The organism is Conexibacter sp. JCM 18997 (genome assembly GCF_055391915.1).
Genome location: NZ_AP043885.1, coordinates 4,376,799 through 4,397,199, shown reverse-complemented (window position 1 = coordinate 4,397,199; position 20,401 = coordinate 4,376,799). Strand labels below are relative to the sequence as shown.

The following is a 20,401-nucleotide window of genomic DNA, read 5'->3' as shown; positions in this document are numbered from 1 at the left end:
TTGCTCGGGCCGTTGGTCGACCAGCGCCTGGTCGTGCGCGGCGAGGACGGGCGCCACGTGCTGGGCGCCGGCCTGATCGAGCTCGCCTCGCGGGTGCGGCCGCGCCTGCAGGAGGTCGCCGTGGGCGAGCTGCGCCGCCTGGCCGACGAGCTCGGCGCGACGACCGCGCTGACCGTGCGCGACGGCGAGGAGGCGGTCGTGGCCGCGGTGGTCGAGCCGCGCAACACCGACATGCACGTGGCCTACCGCACCGGCCTGCGCCATCAGCTCGACCAGGCCGCGTCGGGCATCGCGCTGCTGGCCGCGCTGCCGCCCCGCGACGGCGAGCGCGAGCCGATCCGGGCCGCCCGCGCCCGCGGCTGGTCGCAGTCCAGCAGCGAGCTGCTGCCGGGCGCCACCGGCGTGGGCGCGGGAATCGTGGTGGCCGGTCACGAGTGCGAGGCCGCCATCACCGCGGTGTGGACCGACGGGCGGAACCCGGAGACGGCGGCGGAAGCGGTCATGCGGTCGGCGCGGGCCATCGCGGCAGGCCTGTCCTAGGCCATCACTTCGGTGCGCTCGTCGACGTTGGCGGGCGCGGTGGCGACCGGCTGCCCCTGCAGGTCCAGCACCGTGCTCGACTCGTCGTACCAGGAGTCGGGCGCGCGCGTGCCCCAGAAGCTGCGACAGCGCGGGTCGGCCACCGACCAGCGCAGCGGCGGGTGGTCGGGGTCGCCGGTGTAGTAGTCGCACGTGTACAGCTCGATGCGGTGCCCGTCGGGGTCGCGCAGGTACACGAAGAACGCGTTGGACACGCCGTGGCGGCCGGGGCCGCGCTCGATCGCGTGCACGTGCCCGGCGGCGGCCAGCTGGTCGCACACGCGCAGGACGCTGGCCGGCTCGGCCAGCCACATGGCGAAGTGGTGCAGGCGGGGGCCGGTGCCCGCGGTCAGGGCGACGTCGTGGACCGTCGGCTTGCGCCGCAGCCAGGCGCCGGTCAGCCGCTCGTCCTCGCCGTCGGTGGAGATGTACTCCGTCGCGCGGAAGCCCATCTGCTGCCAGAACGAGAAGGCGCGCTCCGGGGTGGACACGTGGAAGTTGAGATGGTCGAAGCGCAGGATCGGCGCGCCGCGGTGCAGGTGGAAGGCCTGCGTGTTGGAGCCGACCACCTCCATGTCGTGGAAGAACTCCAGCGGGAAGCCCATCGGGTCCTGCACGCGCAGCGCCCGGCCCTGGCCGGGCTCCTCGCCGGCGGCCAGCCAGCGCAGGTCGCTCCCGCGCGCCTCGAAGTCGGCGGCCAGCTTGTCGAGGTCCTCGTCGGAGGCCACGCGGAACGACACGTGGCTGACCGCCGCGACGTCGCCCTGGCGCAGCACGAGGCTGTGGTGGAGGTACTCCTCCCAGCCGCGCAGGTAGGCGGCGTCGTCGGTGCGCTGGGTGACGATCATCCCCAGCAGCGCTTCGTAGAAGTGCAGCGACGCCTCCAGGTCGGCGACCACCAGCTCGACGTGCGCGGCGCGCATGATGTCGAACGGCGGATGCGTGACCTCGCCGATCAGCTCCTCGACCCTGCTCATGACGACTCCTCTTGAAGTGCGGCGCGTTCCTCGTAGGCGGCCACGGTGTGCAACTTGTGCTCGCGGGCGGACAGCTCGATCTCCAGCGGGTCGGCCCCGCGCTCGATCAGGGACAGCAGTGCCTCGTGCTCGTCGATCGACACCCGGCCGCGACGCGGGATGTACAGGAAGATCGACGAGCGCAGCGTGTTCAGGCGGTCCTGGATGCCGCCCAGCTGCAGGCGCAGGTGGGTGTTGGGACAGCGGTCGTAGACGATCTGGTGGAAGGCGATGTTGTGGTCGCTGAACGCGAGCACGTCGAGCTCGTCGATCGCCGACTGCATGGAGGCGTTGATGGCCTGCATGGCCGCGATGTCCTCCGGCGTCAGGTGCGGCGCGGCCAGCGCGGTCGCGTAGCCCTCCAGCACGGCGAGCGTGCCCATCGCCTCGGTCCACGACGCCGCGTCGATCGGCGCGACCTGGGCGCCCTGGTTGCGCACGTAGGTGACCCAGCCCTCGGCCTCCAGGCGGCGGATCGCCTCGCGCACCGGCATCTGGCTGACCTCGAGCTCGCGGGCCAGCGCGTCGATCACCAGGCGGTGGTTGGGCCCGTAGGTCCCGTCGAGGATGCGTTCGCGCAGGATCGCGTACGTGCGCTCCTGCTTGGACGTGCTGGTGACCGTCATGCGCTCCCGCCGCCCAACCCCAGGCGGGGCACGTGCGGCGTCTCGATGGCCACGTGGATGGTCTCCTGCTCGCAGTAGAACTCGAACGAGTAGTCGCCGCCCTCGCGCCCGATGCCGCTGCGCTTGACGCCGCCGAACGGGGTGCGCAGATCGCGCACGTTCTGCGAGTTGACCCAGCACAGGCCGACGTCGATGGCCTGTGACACGCGGTGGGCGCGCGACAGGTCGTTGGTCCACACGTACGCGGCCAGGCCGTAGGGCGTGGCGTTGGCCAGGCGGACGGCCTCGTCCTCGTCGTCGAAGGGCATCGCCACGAGCACCGGCCCGAAGATCTCCTCCTGGAAGACGCGCATCGAGTCGTCGACGTCGGCGATCACGGTGGCCTGCAGGTAGTTGCCGTCGGGCAGGTCGTCGGGACGGTCGCCGCCGGCCACGATGCGGGCGCCCGCGTCGCGGGCGGAGTCGATGTACTCGCGCACCCGGGCGTGGTGCTCGGGGCGGATCAGCGGGCCCAGCTCGGTGGACGGGTCGAACGGGTCGCCCACGCGGATGTTGCGCGCGCGGGCGGCGACCGCGTCGACGAGCCTGTCGTACAGCGGGCGCTGCACCAGCAGGCGCGAGCCGGCGGTGCAGCGCTGGCCGTTCATCGAGAAGATCTGGAAGACCACCGCGTCGACCAGGCGCTCGAAGTCCTGGCCGGCGTCCTCGAAGACGACGACGGGCGACTTGCCGCCCAGCTCGAAGCTGCTGCGCTTCAGCGTCGGGGCGCCGGCGGCCATGATCGTCTCGCCGGTCGTGGTCTCGCCGGTGAAGCAGATCAGGTCGACGCCAGGATGGGCGGACAGCGGCGCGCCGGCGGACTCGCCGAAGCCGTGCACGACGTTGAAGACGCCCTCGGGCAGCTCGGCCTCGGCCAGCAGCTCGGCCAGGCGCGTGGCGGTCAGCGGCGACCACTCGGCCGGCTTGAGGACGATCGTGTTGCCGGCGGCCAGGCACGGGGCGATGCGCCACGTGGACAGCATCAGCGGCGCGTTCCAGGGCATGATCAGCCCCGCCACGCCGACCGGCTTGTGGACGGAGTAGTTGAGGAAGCTGCCGGTCTGCCAGGCCTTGCCGGCCAGCTCCTCGATGACGCCGGCGAAGTAGTCGAAGTTCTCGGCCGCGCGGGCGGCCAGGCCCTTCATCTGGGCGATCGGCATGCCGATGTCCAGGCACTCGAGCTGGATGAACTCGTCGGCGTGGGTGCGGATCAGGTTGGCGATCCGGCGCAGCACCTTGGCCCGCTCCTTGGCCGTCATGCGCGGCCACGGGCCGTCGTCGAAGGCGGTGCGCGCGGCCCGCACGGCGGCATCGATGTCCCGCGCGTTGCCGGACGCGGCTAGCGCCAGCACCTCGTTGGTCGTCGGGTTGAGCGTCTCGAAGGTCTCGCCCGAGGCGCCGTCGGTGAAGGCGCCGCCGATGAAGTGCTGCTGGGTGCGGAGCTCGGTGGTGGTCGCGGACATCGACGGAATCCTATACGAATTGCTGTATGCTCGCCAACCGCTGATGGAACTCGCCGAGCTGAACCCCTCCAAGATCGTCGCGGTCCACCTCAACTACGCCTCCCGCGCCGCCGAGCGCGGGCGCGTCCCCGAGGTGCCGTCGTACTTCCTCAAGCCGCCCTCCTCGCTGGCCCGGGGCGGCGGTCCCGTGGCCCGGCCCGCCGGCTGCGACTACCTCAACTACGAGGGCGAGATCGCGCTGGTCATCGGCACGCAGGTCCGCCGTGTCGGCCTCGTCGAGGCGGCGCGCGCGATCGGCTGGGTCAGCGCGGCCAACGACTTCGGCGTCTACGACATGCGCTGGGCCGACCGCGGCTCGAACCTGATGGCCAAGGGCCAGGACGGGTTCACGCCGATCGGCCCGCGGCTGGTCGAGGTCGGCGACGTCGACCTGGAGAACCTGGTGCTGCGCACGCGCGTCAACGGCGCGGTCGTGCAGGAGGAGTCCAGCGCCGAGCTGATCTTCCCGCTGGCCCAGCTGGTGGCCGACCTGTCGCGCTTCATGACGCTCGAGGTCGGCGACGTGATCCTGGCCGGGACGCCCGCCAACTCGCGCCCGGTCGACGTCGGCGACGTCGTCGAGGTCGAGCTGGACGGCGTGGGCGTGCTGCGCTCCGAGGTCGTCGAGGGCCTGGCGCTGGAGGACGGTCTCGGCGCGATGCCGAAGATCACCCCGGCGGCGCGGTCGATGTCGACCGGCGAGCCCGAGGTCGCGCCGCGGCCGGTCGAGCTGTCGGCGGCCGCGCGCGACGCGCTCAACGCGGTCTCGACGGCGACCCTGACCGTGCAGCTGCGCAAGCGCGGGATCGCCAACACCTTCCTCGGCGGCCTGCGGCCCGCGCGGCCCGACCTGCGCATGCTCGGCTACGCGCACACGCTGCGCTACGTGGCCATGCGCGAGGACGTCCCCCAGCCGCTCAACGGCGGGCTGAACTACCAGAAGGCGACGATCGAGTCGTTGGCGCCCGACGAGGTCCTGGTCATCGAGGCGCGCAACGATCCGGGCTCGGGCACGATCGGCGACATCCTGGCCATGCGCGCGCTGCAGCGCGGCGCCACCGGCATCGTCACCGACGGCGGCGTGCGCGACTCGCCCTCGTTCGCCGACCTGGACTGCCCGACCTACTACCAGGCGCCGCACGCCGCGGTGCTCGGTCTGAAGCACATGCCGCTGGAGGACAACGTGCCGATCACCTGCGCCGGCGTGCTCGTGATGCCCGGCGACGTGATGGTGGGCGACGCCGAGGGCGTGGTGGTGATCCCCGCGGCGATGGCCGAGGAGGTCGCCTTCGCCGCGCTCGAGGTCGAGCGGCGCGAGGCGTGGGCGCTGGAGCGGGTGACCGCGGGCGAGTCGGTGCGCGACACCTATCCGATCGGCCCGAACCGGATGGCCGAGTACGAGGCCTGGAAAGAGGAGCACAACCGATGAGCGCTTCGGAGATCCGGGGGGCGATCACCCCGCTGGTGACGCCGTTCCACGACGATGGCGAGCTGGATCTGCACTCGGTCACGACGCTGATCAACTGGCAGCTGGAGAACGGCACGCACGGCATCTCGGTCGGCGGCTCGACCGGCGAGCCCACGTCGATGACGGTGCAGGAGCGCATCCAGGTGATGCGCGTGGCCGCCGGCGCGATCGCCGGCCGGGTGCCGTTCCTGCCGGGCACCGGCACCGCGCGGATGGACGAGACGCTGGAGCTGACGGCCGAGGCCGCGCAGCTGGACGCGGCCGCCGCGCTGGTCGTGACGCCGTACTACGGGCGGGCGCAGCAGGAGGGCCTGTTCCAGTGGTACTCGACGATCGCCCGCGAGTTCCCCGACCTGGGGATCATCGTCTACAACGTCCCGATCCGGGCGGCCGTGGACATCACGCCCGCGACCGTCGGCCGGCTGCGCCGCGCCCACGACAACATCATCGGGATCAAGGAGACGACGAAGGACTTCGAGCACGTCTCCTACGTGCTGGACGAGTGCGGTCGCGACTTCATCGCGCTGTCCGGCATCGAGCTGCTCTGCTACCCGATGCTCTGCCTGGGCGGCGTTGGGCACCTGTCCTGCGTGGGCAACTTCGCGCCCCGTCCCGTGGCCGAGCTGTACGACGCCTTCGTGGCCGGCGACCACGTGCGCGCCCAGCAGCTGCACTACGACCTGCATCCGCTGGTCGACGCCGCCTTCGCCGAGACGAACCCGGTGCCGGCCAAGTGGGTCATGCACCAGCTCGGCCTGATCCCCTCCCCCCACGCGCGGATCCCGCTGTCGCCGCTGAGCGAGGCGACGCAGGCCAAGGTGCTGGCGCTGCTGGAGCGCTCGCCGCACGTGGCCATGCCCACCTCAGTCTGAGCCGGTCAGCTCCTCCTTGGCGGGCTGCTCGTCGATGATCTGCTCGGCGGGCGCGGCCTGCTTGAGGATCTCGTCGACCGACGGCGCGCCGGCCAGGATGTCCTCGGCGGGCGGGCTGTCGACGTCGGGCAGGGACGGCGTCTTGGGTGTGGGATCGTCGCTCATGGTCTCGGTGTACCCGCCGTTCTAGACTCGAGCGCATCGGCTTCCTGCGGCGATTCATCCAGAAGCGGGGCGGCTTCCCCGCCGACGTGCGCAGCGAGCTCGACCGCGAGCGCATCGTGCTGCTGGTCGAGGCGGCGCCGGCGACGCTGGGCAAGCTGCCGACGCTCGGCGCGATCGCGCTCAGCCAGCAGCGGCTGGTGGTCTACGCCGGCGGCGAGTCGCTGATCGACGTGACCTGGGACAGCGGCGACGCGCAGGCGCTCGACCTGGGACTGCCCGACGAGGGACTGCGCATCCGCTTCGACGGCGAGCGCTTCACCGACGGGCGGCGCAAGGGCGAGCTGGAGCTGCTGCTGAAGATCGGCGACATGGGCAACACGGTCATGGCCGCGATCGAGCAACGCCGGCGGCCGCTGGAACCGCGGCGGCGCCTGGCCGACCGCGACGACGACCAGTGAGCGTCGAGACCGCGGTCTTCCTGGCCGGGCTGCGCCATCTGCCGCCGTCGTTCACCGCCCAGCAGGCGCAGACGGCGATGGCCTCCGACGCCGTCGACGGGATCGCGATGGCCGACCAGCTGCAGAACTTCCTGCCGCCATCGCTGTGGACGCCGGAGAACGCGCCGATCGCGCAGTGGTGGTCGGACATGGACTGCGTGGACGACGCCTTCACGCTGGCGGCGTACCTGTACGCGTCGACGCCGGGCGCGAACCTGACGCTGCTGACCGACTCGATCCGCACCGGCCCCGCGCAGCTCGTGCACCAGATGCTCACGCTGGCCGACATCACCGAGGGCCGGGCGACGTTCCAGCTGGGCGCTGGGGAGATGAAGCAGTGCAACCCGTTCGGCTGGAAGCGCTCGGAGGGCCTCTCACGCCTGGACGACCTGTTCCAGATCGCGCGGAGGTTCCTGGACAGCGACGAGCCGGTCTCGTTCGCGGGCCGGCACTGGACGCTGGACCAGGCGTTCCTGGGCGCGGCCAAGCCGCACCGCCCGACGCTCTGGGGCCTGGGATCCGGCCCGCGCATCCTCGATCTGACCACGTCCTACGCCGACGGCCTGTGCTCGGCGGCGCCGAACTCGTGGCCGACGCCGGAGATCGCCGCTGAGGCGATCGCGTCGATCCGCGCCGATGTGGAGCGCAAGGGCCGCGACCCGGAGGCGTTCCGGATCGGGTTGGTCTGCCCGGTCCTGGTCCACGAGGACCCCGACGTGCTGGACCGCGCGCTGGACAACCCGATCATCCGCTGGACCACCGCGGTGTTCGGCCGCACCATGCCCGAGCGCTGGCGCGATGCGGGCGAGGCACCGGCCACGCCCGAGGGCTGGACCTACTTCCTGCACATGAAGCCCTTCGACACGCCGCCGGCGTTCGTGGACGAGGTGCTGTCCAAGACGACGCGGCGGATGGCCGAGCTGGGGTACTTCTGGGGCTCGCCGGCCGAGGTGGCCGCGCAGCTCGCGCCCTACGTCGAGGCCGGCGTCGACTGGATCTCCGCGGCGGACTACCTGCCGGTCGTCCTGCCTCTGGAGGAGGCCGCGGGCGCGTTGCCGCGGTCGGTGGCGGTCTGCGAGCACCTCAAGGCGCTCGTGGCCGCGCCCTCGTAAACGGCGGGCCGCGAAGACGGACGGGCCGTCTCGACGACGCCACCGGTCGCGAAAAGTGGCACGTCGCCACTCTCCGAGGCGCTCGTTGTCAGGTCACCGTCGCATAGCGACGCTGACCTGACAATGGTCGGGGCGGGGAGTGGGAACGTGCCAGAACTCGGGCGGCTCGCGGCGCGCGAACGGCCCACGCGCCATCGATGCCCGTCGTGACCGCGTCGACCCTAGATCGACATCCCGCCGTCCAGCGAGAACCGCATCCCCGTGACGAACGCGCTCTCGTCGCTGGCCAGGTAGACCACGGCCGACGCGACCTCGTCGGGCCGCGCGTGCCTCCCCAGCGGGATCATCGAGTCGAAGATCCTGTTCGCTTCCTCGGTGGGCGCGCCGGTGGCGTCGCGTTCGACCGCGTCCTGGAAGGCGTTGTCGACGGGGCCCGGGTGGATCGTGTTGCAGCGGATGCCGCGATCGGCGCCCTCCTTGGCGGCCACGCGCATCAGGCCGACGACCGCGTGCTTGGACGTCGCGTAGCCGGCGATCCCCGGCGCGGCGGTCAGGCCGACCACGCTGGAGGTGATGATCAGCGAGCCGCCGTCGCGCATCGCGGCCATCGCGTGCTTGAGCACGAGGAACGGGCCGCGCACGTTGACGGCCATCACGCGATCGAACGCCTCGACGGAGTGCTCGGCGATCGGGGCGTTGTCGCCGGCGATGCCCGCGTTGGCGAAGGCGATGTCCAGCCCGCCGAAGCGCTCGACGGCCAGCGCCACGCCGGCGCGCACGGCGTCGGAATCGCTGGCGTCGCCGACGATCCAGGCGCACGCGTCGCCGAGCTCGTCGCCCAGCGCGCGCAACGGCTCCTCGGCCAGGTCGCTGAGCACGACGGACGCGCCCTCCGTCACGAACGCGCGCGCCGTGGACGCGCCGATGCTGCCGGCGCCGCCCGTGATGAAGGCGACCTTGCCGTCGAGTCGACCCATCTCTCTCCTCAAAAAGTCAGATCGTTTTGCCCGGAGGCGCGACCTTACTGACCGGGGCGCTCCACGCGCAGCTTGAACGGCGCGACGTCCTGGGTACGGGCGATCTCGCGCGAGTGCTCGTAGCGGACCAGGTCGGTCTTGACCTCGTCACGCTTGGCCTCCAGACCGGCGACCTCGTCGCGCAGCTCGGCCGCCCGCCGCTCGAGCGCCTCGACCTTGGCCACCGCGCGCTCGAGCTTGATCTCCAGCTCCATGACCTTCTCGACGCCGGCCAGGTTGAGGCCAAACTCGGTGGTCATCTGCTGGATGCGGCGCAGCCGCTCGACGTCCTCGTGGGAGTACAGCCGCGTGCCCTTGGGCGAGCGCTTGGGCGTGATCAGCCCACGCGCCTCGTACATGCGCAGCGTCTGCGGGTGCATCTCGGCCAGCTCGGCGGCCACCGAGATCATGAAGACGCCACGGTCGGAGTCGACGCGGATCGTCGTGCGGGTGCGGCGGACGTTGGGCATCAGGCCGCCTTCCCGGCCTTGTCCGTCCCGGCCGCGGCGAACAGCTTCTCGCGCGGGTTGCCGTTCATGACCTTCGACAGCTGCTCGACCGCCGCGCGCTGCTCGCGGTTGAGCGAGTCGGGCACGTCGAGCACGAAGCGGTAGTGGATGTCGCCCCGGGCCTTCTTGTCGGTCAGCTTCGGCGGACCCTCGCCGCGCAGCCGCTGCACGGTCCCGGGCTTGGTGCCCGGCTTGACCCGCAGCCGCTTGCGGCCGCTGAGCGTCGGCACCTCGATCTCGGCACCGCCCAACGCCTCGGGGATCGTCAGCGGGACCTCGACCTCGAGGTTGTCGCCCTTGCGCGTGAACACCGGCGAAGCATCCACGTGGGTGACGACGTACAGGTCACCGGTCGGCCCGCCGTGCCGTCCGGCCTCCCCCTTGCCGGCCAGGCGGACACGCGAGCCCTCCTTGACGCCGGCGGGGATGTTCACCTTGTAGGTCTTCGTCGTGCGCAGCGAGCCGGAGCCGTGGCAGGTCGGGCACGGGTCCTCGATGATCGCCCCGCTGCCCCCGCACTGGGAGCACGGCTGGGAGATCGAGAAGAGCCCCTGGCCCTGCTGCTCGACGCCGCGGCCCTGGCAGCGCGGACAGACCTTCGGCGAGGTGCCCGGCTTGGCCCCGGTCCCGCGACAGGTCCCGCACATCGACGACGTCGGCACCGACAGCGACACCTGCGTGCCGTCGACGGCCTGCTGGAAGGACAGGCGCACCTCGGCCTCGAGGTCGCGCCCACGCTCCGCGCGCGGCCCGGCGCCGGCGCTCGGCCGGCCGCCCGGCTGCTGCTTCCCACCGCCGAAGAGGTTGGAGAAGATGTCGGAGAACGAGCCGCTGTCGAAGCCGCCCTGACCACCGGACGCGCCGCCGCCGCCGAAGGGGTTGCCCCCGCCGGCGAACGGGTTGGCCCGCGCCTTGTCGTAGTCCTTGCGCTTGTCGGCGTCGCCGAGCGTGTCCCACGCCGCCGAGATCTCCTTGAAGCGCGCCTCGGCCGCCTTGTCCCCCGGGTTGCGATCCGGGTGGTACTGGCGGGCGAGCTTGCGGTACGCCTTCTTGATGTCGTCGTGCGACGCCTTCTTGTCGACGCCGAGGACGCTGTACAGGTCCGACTGCGCCATCGCTATGCCGCCACCACCACGCGCGCGGGCCGGATGACCGTCCCGTTCAGGCGGTAGCCCTGCTGGTAGACCTCGACGACGGTGCCCGACTCGGCGCCCGGCACCGGCTGGGAGACCATCGCCTCGTGATGGTTGGGGTCGAAGACCTCGCCCTTGGGCGAGAACGACTCGATCCCGACGCGCTCCAGGGCGGAGGCCAGGTCCTTCTGGACCAGGCGGATGCCCGCGGTCAGGTGATGGTCCTCGCCCTCCTGGGCCTCGGCGGCGGCCAGCGCGCGATCGAGGTTGTCCAGCGCGGGCAGCAGCTCCTTGACGACCTTCGCGGCCCCCCGCTCGGCGGCCACCTGCGCGTCACGCGCGGCCCGCTTGCGGAAGTTCTCGAAGTCGGCCTGGGTGCGCTGCGCCAGCGCCAGGTACTGATCGCGCTCGGCGGTCACGGCCTCGACGGGATCGACGTCGGCGGGCGCCTCCTGGGCGCCCGCCTCTGACTCGGCTCCGTCGAGCTGCTCCTCGGCAGCCTCGGGCTGGTGGTCGGCCATGTGCCTACCGCCCCTCGTCCACGACCTCGGCATCGACGACGTCCTCCTCGGACGACTCGGTCCCGCCCGCCCCGTCGCCGTTGGTGGCGCCGTTGGCGCCGTTGCCGGCGGCGGCCGCCTCGGCCTGCTCGGCCTGGGCCTTCTCGTACATCGCCTCGGACACGCGGTGGAACGCGGACTGCAGCGCGGCGGTCTTGGCCGTGATGTCGGCCGCGTCCTCGCTGGTCAGCGCCTCGCGCACCTCGACGATCGCCGCCTGGATCTGCTCCTTGGAGGCCTCGTCGATCTGCTCGGCCAGGTCGGCCAGCTGACGCTCGGCCTGGTAGGCGGCGTTCTCGCCACCGTTGCGGGCCTCGGCCAGCTCGCGCAGGCGCCGGTCCTCGTCGGCGTGCGACTCGGCGTCGGAGACCATGTTCTTGATCTCCTCGTCCGACAGGCCGCCACCGGCGCGGATCTCGATCTTCTGCTCCTTGCCGGTGCCCAGGTCCTTGGCGGACACGTTGAGGATGCCGTTGGCGTCGATGTCGAAGGCGACCTCGACCTGCGGGATGCCGCGCGGCGCCGGCGGGATGCCGGTGAGCTGGAACTTGCCCAGCGACTTGTTGTACGTCGCCATCTCGCGCTCGCCCTGGAGGACGTGGATCTCGACCGAGGGCTGGTTGTCCTCGGCGGTCGAGAAGACCTCGGCCTTGCGGGTCGGGATCGTCGTGTTGCGCTCGATCAGCTTGGTCATGACGCCGCCCTTGGTCTCGATGCCCAGCGTCAGCGGGGTCACGTCGAGCAGCAGGACGTCCTTGACGTCGCCGGCCAGCACGCCCGCCTGGATGGCGGCGCCCACGGCCACGACCTCGTCCGGGTTGACGCCGCGGTGCGGCTCCTTGCCGGTGAGCTCCTTGACCTTCTCCTGGACGGCCGGCATGCGGGTCATGCCGCCGACGAGGACGACGTGGTCGATGTTGGCCGCGCCCTTGTCCTTGGCGTCGTCCAGCGCCTGGCGCACGGGCGCCACGACGCGGTCGATCAGGTCGGCGACGAGCTCGTTGAACCGGGCGCGGGTGACGCGCTGGTCCAGATGCTTGGGGCCGCTCTGGTCGGCGGTGATGAACGGCAGGTTGATCTGCGTCTCCTGCGCGGAGGACAGCTCGATCTTGGCCTTCTCGGCGGCCTCGTAGAGGCGCTGGAGGGCCATCGGGTCCTGCGTCAGGTCGATCGCCTGCTCGCGCTTGAACTCCGCGACGAGCCAGTCGACGATCGCCTTGTCGAAGTTGTCGCCGCCCAGGTGGTTGTCACCCGCGGTCGACTTGACCTCGAAGACGCCGTCGCCGATCTCCAGCACGGACACGTCGAACGTGCCGCCGCCGAGGTCGAAGACGAGGATCGTCTGGTCGTCGCCCTTGTCCAGGCCGTAGGCCAGCGACGCGGCGGTCGGCTCGTTGATGATGCGCTTGACGTCGAGGCCGGCGATCTTGCCGGCGTCCTTGGTCGCCTGACGCTGGTCGTCGTTGAAGTAGGCGGGCACCGTGATGACGGCGCCGTCGACGGTCTCGCCCAGGTAGGCCTCGGCGTCGGCCTTCAGCTTGGCCAGGATCATGGCGCTGACCTCAGGCGGGCTGTACTGCTTGGCCTCGTCGCCGACCTTCACCTCGACGCGCGCGTCGCCGGACTGACCGGAGACGACCTTGTAGGGGACGATCGCCTCCTCCTCGCGCACCTCGGCCTCCTTGCGGCCCATGAAGCGCTTGACGGACGAGACGGTGTTGCCGGGGTTGGTCACGGCCTGGCGCTTGGCCACGGTGCCGACCAGGCGCTCCCCGCCCTGCGTGAAAGCGACGACCGAGGGGGTCGTGCGACCGCCCTCGGCGTTCTCGATGACCGTGGGCTCACCACCCTCGAGCACTGCCATGCACGAGTTCGTGGTTCCCAGGTCGATACCGATGGTCTTGCCCATACGTGTTCTTTGCTCCCTCGATCTTGCGAATGAAATCTGAGTGCCATTATGGCAGATCTCTGTCGCGAAGCAAGAACCTCAGGGCGCCTTCGCCTGCGCCTCCTCCGCCTGCGCCTGCGCCGCCCGCGCCTGCGCCAACACCTGGTCGGCCTGCGCCCGCACCTGGTCGGCCCGCGCCCGCGCGTCGGCGGCCGCCTGGTCGAACGCGTCGCGCGCGGCCTGCGCCCTCGGGTCGTCGGCGGGGAGGTCCACCGCCTTCCCTTCCAGCTTGACGGCGTCGACGAAGGACTGCTCCTTCTTGCCCAGCGCGTCGAGGACAGTGGCGCGCTGCGCCGGAGTGAGGCTGCCCCCTGACGGGACTTGGATCCCGGCGTTCGCGAGCGACGAGGCGACGCCCGCAGTGATCGCGACCGTCGCCTCCATGTTGGCCTTGTCGATGGCGGCGAGCCCTGCCTCGTGCGCCGCCTGCTGAGCCGCGGCCAGACGCTCCGCCTCGGCCTGCATCGCTTGGAGCTTCTTCGCGTCGAGGGGCTGGCTGGGGTCGCCCTGCTCCGACAGTTGCTGGTACGTCGCCACCATGGCCAGCAGTTGGGTCTTCGCCGTCTCCGGATCCACCGGCGCGGACGCCGCGCACTGGTCCGGGCCGCCGCGGGGGTCGCACCCCACCACGTCCGGCGATCGGACCGGGTCCGGGTCCGACGGAGCCCTGCCGCGGATCTCGAGCCTCAGCATCTTGTAGTCGCTGGTGTCCGCGTCGCGGGTGAGGACGAGCCGGTTGGGTGCATATCCGCTGGAGTCCACGGTCGTGCTCTCGCCTTCGCTCAGGCCGATCGTCGACACAGGCTCGTCGTCCCAGCCACTTGCCTTGAACGTCATGTACGGAGCCCCGACCGGCGGATTGATCGCCTCGAAGTCGACGTACGCGGCGGCGCCGAGGTTGTAGATCGTTCCCACCACTTTCGGGGCTGACATGTCCGCCACCTGGCCGAACAAGAGGGGTTGCGTGTCCTTGCACGAGTCATCGGAAAAGGCGGCCCTGCTGCAGATCTTGACCTCCAGCCCATCGCTGGGAGCGTCGTCCTGGCCGATGATGCGCAGGTTGACGCTCCGGGTGCCGGCCTCCTTCTTCACGCCGGCCGCCGGCGTCGTGGCCGGGCCAGTCGTCGGCGAGCTCGATCCGCACGCCCACCCGCCCCCCAGGAGCACGGTGACACCACCGAGCACGGCAATCATCCTGGCGTAGGCCTTCGGGTCCGTCGTCACGGCGGGCCTCCTCGCAGTGAGCGCAGGCCTGACGCTACCTGAGCGCGGGTCCCCCGTGGGATTTCCACGACCGGTTCATTAGGCTCGCGGCGCGTCAGCCATGGACGAGGCACGCTCGAGGAGCCAGCGGTGGTCACGACGCCGACGCGCGTTCGTCCTGCTGGGCCTCGGCGGCCTGATCGCGGCGGCGATCGTCACGGCCGTGCTGCTCCTCGGCGGCAACGGTGGCGGCGACCGCGTGCGGGTCCAGGCGCTCTGGTACGGCGTCGCGCCCGGCGGGCGCACGGTCGGCGGGGTCACGCCGGTCGACATCACCGCAGTCGACGACGATCCGCGCACGCCGCTGTCGGTGGACGTGCGCGGGCTGCGGGCCAGCGGCGCGGGACCGATGTGGACGGCGGCGACCTCGGTGGCCGGGGTGCAGGCGGTGCTCATCTCCGGCGTGGATCCGCGGCGCCACCAGTTGCGCTACGCGCTGCGCGAGGCCATCGACGGGCCTTCCGCCGGCGCGCTCATGGCAGTGGGATCGCTGGCCGCGCTGGACGGCGGGAAGCTGCCGCGCTCGACCACCATGACCGGCACAGTCCTGCCCGACGGCTCGGTCGGGCCGGTCGGGGGCGTGGCGGCGAAGGTGCGCGCCGCCGCAGACGCCGGCTTCTCCCGCGTCCTGGTGCCCAGCGAGGAGCGTCAGGTGCTCGACGACCAGACCGGCAGGACGGTGGACCTCGTGCGACTGGGCCGGGCCGCCGGGGTCGAGGTGACGCCGGTCAAGAGCGTGCCCGAGGCCTATGCGCTGATGACCGGCCAGCCGGCCCACGGGGCCGGTCGACCGGCACAGCCGATGAGCGCCGCGATCGCGCAGATGCTCACACGGCGCGCCCGGGCGTTGATCGTCGCCGCCGGCCGGGACGCAAGCGAGCTCGGCAGCGCGCATCCCGCCACCGCCGACATCGCCGCGCTCGTGCGCACCGCGCGCGAGGCACTCGCGCGCCCCGACCCGGTGCTCGCCTTCGCCGCCGCCAGCGAAGCGGCGCAGCTGGGCCAGGAGACGGTCGCCTCCGCGCGCCTGGACGCCGCGGCGAGGCGGGCGCCGCTGGGGCTCCTCGTCCGACAGGTGCGGCGCGGGACCGACCGGTCGCTGACGCAGATCAGCGCCGACGTGCGCCGGGTCGCCGAGACGCCCGTCACGCGTGTCGCGCAGCTCACCGCGCTGGCCGACACGCTCGCCTGGGGCGACTTCGCCCTCACGTCGATGACCGTGGCCCAGCGGCGACTGGAGCACGTGCGCACGCAGGCGCAGCTCGACGAGATCGTGCGGTTCCTGGAGGTCGCGCGGTTCGAGGCGGCGACCTACATGACCGCGTGCGCCGAGTCGCTGCGCTTCCTCGGCGGTGCACGCATGACCGACGCCACCGTCGATCAGCTCGACGCCTACGCCGAGCTGATCGCCTACGCCGCCGACACCAATCGCACCTACGCCGACAGCCTCGGCCTGGCCACGAGCGACCGCAGCTACCTGGGACAGCTCCTCACCGGGTCCGAGGGGCTGCACGGCGCGATGCCCCCGGCCTTCCGCGACCTGCGCAGCCCCACCGCGATCCCCGCGGTGCGGATGTCGGTGGCGCTCCTGGAGTACGTGGAGAGCACACAGCTGGTCAACGACCTGACCGAGCGCACGGCCAGCGGCAACGACGGCCCGCCCAACCTCGCCCCCATCAAGGACCCGCAGACCGTGCGCACCCAGGCGCGCAACGCGGACGAAATCGCCAGGGGCCGCATCCGTGCCATCTCCGCCGCCGGCCTGGATCCGTCCTTCGTTCAGTGGAACAGCCGCTGGGGCGCCGACCTGGCGTTCGGTCGACTGCCGGACACCACCGGCGAGCAGACCCTGCACGGCCTGGAGTTCCAGTGGTTCGCGGTCCTCCAGGGCCGCCTGCTCACCGCGCTCAGCCGTTGACGATGGACAGGCTGTCCAGCGCTGCCGTCTGAAGTTCGGCCCCGGCGTCAGGGGGTGTCTCGCTTACGTTCCGGCCATGGACACGACGCTGCATACAACGCAGGATGCACTGCGCACGTCGGTCGACCGGCTGGCCGCGGCGCGACCGATGGTCGTCGACGTCCTGCCCGCCGGCGCGGTCAGCGCGCACCATCGAAACGGGGGCGTCAGCCACGCCGGCCCGCCGATCGCGCCCGAGCGCATGTGCCCGCCGATGCGCGCCGCGCTCGGCGCCGCGCTGGCGCTCGAGGGCCTGGCGCCCACCAACGCCGAGGCGCTGGCGCTGGTCGACGACGGCCAGGTGTCGCTGGCCCCCAACCACGAGCTCGGCGGCGTCGGCCCGATGTCGGGCGTGGTCACCGCCTCGATGCCCGTGTTCGTGGCCCGCGACGAGGCCACCGGCCTGACCGCGTGGTGCCCGATCAACGAGGGCTCGGGCCGGGTCCTGCGCTACGGCGCCGACGGCCCCGACGTGCTCGAGCGCCTGGCCTGGATGCGCGACGTGCTCGCGCCCGCGCTGCGCACGGCGATCGACCGCCGCGGCCCGCTGGACCTGATGGCCATCCTGCAGACCGCGCTGCTGGAGGGCGACGAGGCCCACCACCGCACCGAGATGGGCACCGCGCTGGCGCTCGAGGCGCTCAGCGAGAACCAGGGGCTGGCCGACGCGCCGCCCGAGGTGGTCGCCTTCATCGCCGGCAACGGCCAGTTCTTCCTCAACCTGGCCATGGTCTTCTCCAAGCTCGCGCTGGACTGCGCCAGCGGCGTGGAGGGCTCGCCGCTGCTGACCGCGATCGCCCGCAACGGCGTGGAGGTGGGCATCCGCGTGTCGGGCACCGGCGACGCCTGGTTCACCGGGCCGGCCGCGCCCCCGCACCCCGCGCGCCTGTTCGCGGGCTACGCGCCCGAGCACATGAACCGCGACCTGGGCGACAGCGCGATCGTCGAGGCCTACGGGCTCGGCGCCCTGGCCGTGGCCGCGTCGGCCGAGGCGGCCTACAACTGCGGCCTCGATCCCGCCGAGCGCCACGCGATCACGCAGCGGCTGCGCGCGATCGCCGCCGCCGAGTCGCCCGACCTGCGCATCCCCGGCGGTCCGGCGATCCTCGGCGTCGACATCCGCGCGGTCGTGGGCACGGGCATCCGCCCGCCGGTCCACACCGGCATCGCGCACGTGCAGCCCGGCGTGGGCCAGATCGGCGCCGGCATCACGCACCCGCCGCTGAACGCCTTCGAGGCGGCGCTGGCCGAGCTGGAGCGGGTCAAGTGACGCCCGACGCACGCCTCTCCCAGGCCGACCGCGTCCACCGCGAGCTGCGCGACGTGCTGCTGCGCGGCGAGCTGCCCTACGGCGAGCGGCTGGTCGAGGAGCAGCTGGCCGAGCGCTTCGGCGTCAGCCGCACGCCCGTGCGCGAGGCGCTGCGCCGGCTGGAGGGCGACGGGCACCTGCAACGCGATCCCGCGGGCGGCATGCGCCCGCGGCCGCCGCGCGTGTCGACGATGCGCGACCTGTACGAGGTGCGGATGGTGCTGGAGGACCTGGTCGTGCGCCGGGCCGCGGCGACCGTCCCCTCCGAGGTGCTCGACGGCCTGGCCGCCGAATGGCGCGAGATCCGCGCCGAGCGCACCGCCGACGGACCGGCCGAGCCCGATCCCGACTTCGTGCACCTCGACGAGGACTTCCACGAGGCGCTGGCCGCCGCGGCGGGCAACCGCGCCGCCGCGTCGCACCTGCGCGACATCAACGAGCGCATCCGCGTGGTGCGCCTGCACGACTTCACGGTCCCCCAGCGCATCGAGACGACGATCGACGAGCACATCGAGATCGTCGAGGCGACCGCGGCCGGCCGGGCCGACGCCGCCGCCGCGCTCATGCGCGTCCACGTCGAGCGCAGCGCCGACGTCGTCGAGCTGTGCGTGGGCCAGCTGCTGACCCGGATGTTCGACTCCGAGGAGGGGCCGGGCACCACCCACTGGAGGCCCAACAATCGACCCGATAAGGGGGTGGTCGGATGAGCGTCGCCACCGACTCGTTCGCCCAGGCGATGGAGCGCCTCAGCGCCCAGCACCTGGATCCGCCCGAGCGCCGCCCCGCGTTCGACGTGTTCACCGACGCGCCGCCGCTGTCCGATCCGCGCGGACCGGCGGCGATCGGCCGCAGCCCGATCGCCGCCGCCGGCTCGGCGCTGCGGGGCGGGCGCACCACGAGCACGCAGCTGGTCGAGGAGGCGCTGGCCCGGATCGCCGTCGACAACGAGGAGCTCGTCGCCTTCGTCGAGGTGCTGGCCGACCAGGCGCGCCTGGAGGCGGCCGAGCGCGACGCCGAGCTGGACGCCGGCCAGGACCGCGGACCCCTGCACGGCATCCCGATCAGCGTCAAGGACGTGATCCACGTGCGCGGCGCCACGACGCGCTGCGGCAGCGACGCCTACGAGGCGCTGCCCGACCGCGACGCCGCGCCCGTGGCGCTGCTGCGCGAAGCGGGCGCGGTGATCCTGGGCAAGGCCTCCACGCACGAGTTCGCGCTCGGCGTGACCAGCCCGCAGGCCCGCAACCCGCACGACCGCACGCGCATCCCCGGCGGGAGCAGCGGCGGCTCGGCGATCGCGGTGGCCACCGGGATGGGCCTGGGCTCCCTGGGCACCGACACGCGCGCGTCGATCCGCGTGCCCGCCGCGCTGTGCGGGATCGTCGGGCTCAAGCCGACCTACGGCACGGCGCCCACCGCGGGCATCGTGCCGCTGTCGTGGACGATGGATCACGCCGCGGTGATGGCCACCACGGCGCTGGACGCCGCGCTGATGCTGGACGCGCTGCGCCCGGATCAGCCCCCCGTCGCGTCGGCCGCCGGCCAGGGCGTCGGCGGGATGCGCGTCGGCCTTCCCCAGGCCGCGTGGGAGGGATGCGAGCCCGAGGTCGCCTCGGCGATCGACGCCCAGCTGGGGCGCTTGCAGGCGCTGGTGGCGTCCGTCGTCGAGGCGCCTCGGCCCTCGGCCCTGGACTTCTCCGGCGCCAACGCGATGGGGCTGATCGTCTCGCGCTGCGAGGCCGCCGCCGCCCACCGCAGCCAGGGCATCGACCGCACGAAGCTGTGGCCGGAGGTGCGCGACCAGCTCGACGCCGCCGACCACGTCCTGGCCGTCGACTACCTCGACGCCCAGCGCTACCGGTCCGTCCTGCGCGATGACCTGCTCGCCGCGTTCGCCGAGCTCGACCTGCTGGCCATGCCCACCTGCCCCGTCGTCGCGCCGCCCGTGCCCGACGCCGAGGACTACCTCACCGTCCTGTCCCGCAACGCGATCCCGTGGAGCTTCGTCGGCTTCCCGGCGATCTCGATCCCGTGCCCGACCGACGGGCTGCCCGTCGGTCTGATGCTCGTCGCCCCTCCGGGCGGCGAAGCGACGCTCATCGCGCTGGCAACGGCGCTCGATCACGGAGGACAGGCATGACGCTCAGCGTCGACGCCCAGCCGTACCCATTCGCGTTCGACCCCGCCACCACGGCGCTGGTCATCATCGACATGCAACGGGACTTCCTCGAACCCGGCGGCTTCGGCGCGCTCTTGGGCAACGACGTCTCGCTGCTGGCTCGCACGGTGCAGCCGCTCCAGGAGGTGCTGGCCGCGGCCCGCGCCGCCGACATGCTCGTGATCCACACGCGCGAGGGGCACCGGCCGGACCTGGCCGACGCGCCGCCGAGCAAGCTCGCGCGCGGCGGCCTGGAGTGCGGGATCGGCGATCCCGGGCCCAAGGGCCGCATCCTCGTGCGCGGCGAGGAGGGCCACGACATCATCGAGGAGCTGTACCCCGTCGAGGGCGAGATCGTCCTCGACAAGCCGGGCAAGGGCGCGTTCTACGCCACCGACCTCGAGCACATGCTGCGCAACCGGGGCATCCAGCGCCTGGTCGTGACCGGTGTGACCACCGAGGTGTGCGTGCACACCACGGTGCGCGAGGCCAACGACCGCGGCTTCGAGTGCCTCGTGCTCGAGGACTGCGTCGGCTCGTACTTCCCCGAGTTCCACGAGATCGGGCTGCGGATGATCGCCGCCCAGGGAGGCATCTTCGGCTGGGTCGCCGCGTCTCCCGAACTGCTGTCCCACCTCCAGCCCATCACCACCTGAGGAGACAGCGACAACC

The 20,401-nt window shown here is 72.3% G+C and carries 20 protein-coding genes; 10 read left to right on the top strand and 10 right to left on the bottom strand.

Annotation, left to right across the window (positions count from 1 at the left end; genetic code table 11):
- On the top strand, positions 1 to 540 hold the full coding sequence (locus tag ACZ5UI_RS22150; protein WP_464197858.1) for an IclR family transcriptional regulator domain-containing protein: 540 nt from the start codon (positions 1 to 3) through the stop codon (positions 538 to 540).
- On the opposite strand, the gene hpaD is transcribed toward ACZ5UI_RS22150, so the two are convergent.
- From hpaD to hpaE, 3 genes are read right to left on the bottom strand one after another with little or no spacing between them, the layout of a single operon-like run.
- Positions 537 to 1,556, bottom strand: a complete 1,020-nt coding sequence (gene hpaD, locus ACZ5UI_RS22145) for a 3,4-dihydroxyphenylacetate 2,3-dioxygenase (protein ID WP_464191119.1) — start codon at positions 1,554 to 1,556, stop codon at positions 537 to 539. The genes ACZ5UI_RS22150 and hpaD overlap by 4 nt on opposite strands.
- A complete protein-coding gene (locus ACZ5UI_RS22140) occupies positions 1,553 to 2,221 on the bottom strand; it encodes a GntR family transcriptional regulator (RefSeq protein ID WP_464191117.1) in 669 nt (222 codons plus the stop codon). Before ACZ5UI_RS22140 ends, hpaD begins: the two co-directional genes overlap by 4 nt.
- Positions 2,218 to 3,723 carry a 5-carboxymethyl-2-hydroxymuconate semialdehyde dehydrogenase gene (hpaE, locus tag ACZ5UI_RS22135; protein WP_464191115.1) on the bottom strand — a complete coding sequence of 502 codons (1,506 nt, stop codon included), beginning with the start codon at positions 3,721 to 3,723 and terminating at the stop codon, positions 2,218 to 2,220. The genes ACZ5UI_RS22140 and hpaE overlap by 4 nt, the downstream gene beginning before the upstream one ends.
- A 43-nt stretch (positions 3,724 to 3,766) precedes the next feature.
- Here hpaE and ACZ5UI_RS22130 point away from each other — a divergent pair, with 43 nt between their 5' ends.
- The gene (locus ACZ5UI_RS22130; RefSeq protein WP_464191113.1) at positions 3,767 to 5,191 is read left to right on the top strand and encodes a fumarylacetoacetate hydrolase family protein; all 1,425 of its coding nucleotides are present in this window, start codon (positions 3,767 to 3,769) and stop codon (positions 5,189 to 5,191) included.
- Complete coding sequence (dapA, locus tag ACZ5UI_RS22125; RefSeq protein ID WP_464191110.1) at positions 5,188 to 6,102, top strand: 4-hydroxy-tetrahydrodipicolinate synthase; 915 nt, start codon at positions 5,188 to 5,190, stop codon at positions 6,100 to 6,102. The genes ACZ5UI_RS22130 and dapA overlap by 4 nt, the downstream gene beginning before the upstream one ends.
- Here the strand turns inward: dapA and ACZ5UI_RS22120 are convergent.
- Positions 6,094 to 6,267 carry a hypothetical protein gene (locus ACZ5UI_RS22120; protein ID WP_464191108.1) on the bottom strand — a complete coding sequence of 58 codons (174 nt, stop codon included), beginning with the start codon at positions 6,265 to 6,267 and terminating at the stop codon, positions 6,094 to 6,096. The genes dapA and ACZ5UI_RS22120 overlap by 9 nt on opposite strands.
- 86 nt (positions 6,268 to 6,353) lie before the next feature.
- Between ACZ5UI_RS22120 and ACZ5UI_RS22115 the strand changes: the two genes are divergently transcribed.
- Both ACZ5UI_RS22115 and ACZ5UI_RS22110 read left to right on the top strand, forming a co-directional pair.
- Positions 6,354 to 6,725: a hypothetical protein gene (locus ACZ5UI_RS22115; RefSeq protein ID WP_464191106.1), complete on the top strand. Its 372-nt coding sequence runs from the start codon at positions 6,354 to 6,356 to the stop codon at positions 6,723 to 6,725.
- Positions 6,722 to 7,876: an LLM class flavin-dependent oxidoreductase gene (locus tag ACZ5UI_RS22110; protein ID WP_464191103.1), complete on the top strand. Its 1,155-nt coding sequence runs from the start codon at positions 6,722 to 6,724 to the stop codon at positions 7,874 to 7,876. The genes ACZ5UI_RS22115 and ACZ5UI_RS22110 overlap by 4 nt, the downstream gene beginning before the upstream one ends.
- 221 nt (positions 7,877 to 8,097) lie before the next feature.
- Here the strand turns inward: ACZ5UI_RS22110 and ACZ5UI_RS22105 are convergent, their stop codons facing one another.
- The 6 genes from ACZ5UI_RS22105 to ACZ5UI_RS22080 form a co-directional block, all read right to left on the bottom strand.
- Positions 8,098 to 8,853: an SDR family NAD(P)-dependent oxidoreductase gene (locus ACZ5UI_RS22105; protein WP_464191101.1), complete on the bottom strand. Its 756-nt coding sequence runs from the start codon at positions 8,851 to 8,853 to the stop codon at positions 8,098 to 8,100.
- A 44-nt stretch (positions 8,854 to 8,897) separates the two neighbouring features.
- Positions 8,898 to 9,362 (bottom strand): heat shock protein transcriptional repressor HspR, encoded by a 465-nt coding sequence (locus ACZ5UI_RS22100; protein WP_464191098.1) that lies wholly within the window; start codon positions 9,360 to 9,362, stop codon positions 8,898 to 8,900.
- On the bottom strand, positions 9,362 to 10,516 hold the full coding sequence (dnaJ, locus tag ACZ5UI_RS22095) for a molecular chaperone DnaJ (protein WP_464191096.1): 1,155 nt from the start codon (positions 10,514 to 10,516) through the stop codon (positions 9,362 to 9,364). Before dnaJ ends, ACZ5UI_RS22100 begins: the two co-directional genes overlap by 1 nt.
- Positions 10,517 to 10,518: 2 nt before the next feature.
- Complete coding sequence (locus tag ACZ5UI_RS22090) at positions 10,519 to 11,055, bottom strand: nucleotide exchange factor GrpE (RefSeq protein WP_464191094.1); 537 nt, start codon at positions 11,053 to 11,055, stop codon at positions 10,519 to 10,521.
- Positions 11,056 to 11,059: 4 nt separating this feature from the next.
- Complete coding sequence (dnaK, locus tag ACZ5UI_RS22085; RefSeq protein ID WP_464191092.1) at positions 11,060 to 13,003, bottom strand: molecular chaperone DnaK; 1,944 nt, start codon at positions 13,001 to 13,003, stop codon at positions 11,060 to 11,062.
- A gap of 78 nt (positions 13,004 to 13,081) precedes the next feature.
- Positions 13,082 to 14,266 carry a hypothetical protein gene (locus ACZ5UI_RS22080; protein ID WP_464191090.1) on the bottom strand — a complete coding sequence of 395 codons (1,185 nt, stop codon included), beginning with the start codon at positions 14,264 to 14,266 and terminating at the stop codon, positions 13,082 to 13,084.
- 100 nt (positions 14,267 to 14,366) lie between these two features.
- On the opposite strand from ACZ5UI_RS22080, the gene ACZ5UI_RS22075 reads away from it, so the two are divergent.
- From ACZ5UI_RS22075 to ACZ5UI_RS22055, 5 genes are all read left to right on the top strand, one after another.
- Positions 14,367 to 16,223 (top strand): S16 family serine protease, encoded by a 1,857-nt coding sequence (locus tag ACZ5UI_RS22075; protein ID WP_464191088.1) that lies wholly within the window; start codon positions 14,367 to 14,369, stop codon positions 16,221 to 16,223.
- Positions 16,224 to 16,299: 76 nt separating this feature from the next.
- Positions 16,300 to 17,532 carry a YlbE family protein gene (locus ACZ5UI_RS22070; protein WP_464191086.1) on the top strand — a complete coding sequence of 411 codons (1,233 nt, stop codon included), beginning with the start codon at positions 16,300 to 16,302 and terminating at the stop codon, positions 17,530 to 17,532.
- A complete protein-coding gene (locus ACZ5UI_RS22065) occupies positions 17,529 to 18,278 on the top strand; it encodes a GntR family transcriptional regulator (protein WP_464191084.1) in 750 nt (249 codons plus the stop codon). The genes ACZ5UI_RS22070 and ACZ5UI_RS22065 overlap by 4 nt, the downstream gene beginning before the upstream one ends.
- Entirely contained in the window at positions 18,275 to 19,711 is a 1,437-nt protein-coding gene (locus ACZ5UI_RS22060; protein WP_464191082.1) for an amidase, read from the top strand. The genes ACZ5UI_RS22065 and ACZ5UI_RS22060 overlap by 4 nt, the downstream gene beginning before the upstream one ends.
- A complete protein-coding gene (locus tag ACZ5UI_RS22055) occupies positions 19,708 to 20,385 on the top strand; it encodes a cysteine hydrolase family protein (protein ID WP_464191080.1) in 678 nt (225 codons plus the stop codon). Before ACZ5UI_RS22060 ends, ACZ5UI_RS22055 begins: the two co-directional genes overlap by 4 nt.
- Positions 20,386 to 20,401 lie beyond the last annotated feature (16 nt).

Excerpts from the sequence above, each read along its gene's own strand:
- hpaD (WP_464191119.1), bottom strand. The coding sequence starts at position 1,556 with ATGAGCAGGGTCGAGGAGCTGATCGGCGAGGTCACGCATCCGCCGTTC.
- ACZ5UI_RS22140 (WP_464191117.1), bottom strand. The coding sequence starts at position 2,221 with ATGACGGTCACCAGCACGTCCAAGCAGGAGCGCACGTACGCGATCCTG.
- hpaE (WP_464191115.1), bottom strand. The coding sequence starts at position 3,723 with ATGTCCGCGACCACCACCGAGCTCCGCACCCAGCAGCACTTCATCGGC.
- ACZ5UI_RS22130 (WP_464191113.1), top strand. The coding sequence starts at position 3,767 with ATGGAACTCGCCGAGCTGAACCCCTCCAAGATCGTCGCGGTCCACCTC.
- dapA (WP_464191110.1), top strand. The coding sequence starts at position 5,188 with ATGAGCGCTTCGGAGATCCGGGGGGCGATCACCCCGCTGGTGACGCCG.
- ACZ5UI_RS22120 (WP_464191108.1), bottom strand. The coding sequence starts at position 6,267 with ATGAGCGACGATCCCACACCCAAGACGCCGTCCCTGCCCGACGTCGAC.
- ACZ5UI_RS22105 (WP_464191101.1), bottom strand. The coding sequence starts at position 8,853 with ATGGGTCGACTCGACGGCAAGGTCGCCTTCATCACGGGCGGCGCCGGC.
- ACZ5UI_RS22100 (WP_464191098.1), bottom strand. The coding sequence starts at position 9,362 with ATGCCCAACGTCCGCCGCACCCGCACGACGATCCGCGTCGACTCCGAC.
- dnaJ (WP_464191096.1), bottom strand. The coding sequence starts at position 10,516 with ATGGCGCAGTCGGACCTGTACAGCGTCCTCGGCGTCGACAAGAAGGCG.
- ACZ5UI_RS22090 (WP_464191094.1), bottom strand. The coding sequence starts at position 11,055 with ATGGCCGACCACCAGCCCGAGGCTGCCGAGGAGCAGCTCGACGGAGCC.
- dnaK (WP_464191092.1), bottom strand. The coding sequence starts at position 13,003 with ATGGGCAAGACCATCGGTATCGACCTGGGAACCACGAACTCGTGCATG.
- ACZ5UI_RS22075 (WP_464191088.1), top strand. The coding sequence starts at position 14,367 with ATGGACGAGGCACGCTCGAGGAGCCAGCGGTGGTCACGACGCCGACGC.
- ACZ5UI_RS22070 (WP_464191086.1), top strand. The coding sequence starts at position 16,300 with ATGGACACGACGCTGCATACAACGCAGGATGCACTGCGCACGTCGGTC.
- ACZ5UI_RS22060 (WP_464191082.1), top strand. The coding sequence starts at position 18,275 with ATGAGCGTCGCCACCGACTCGTTCGCCCAGGCGATGGAGCGCCTCAGC.
- ACZ5UI_RS22055 (WP_464191080.1), top strand. The coding sequence starts at position 19,708 with ATGACGCTCAGCGTCGACGCCCAGCCGTACCCATTCGCGTTCGACCCC.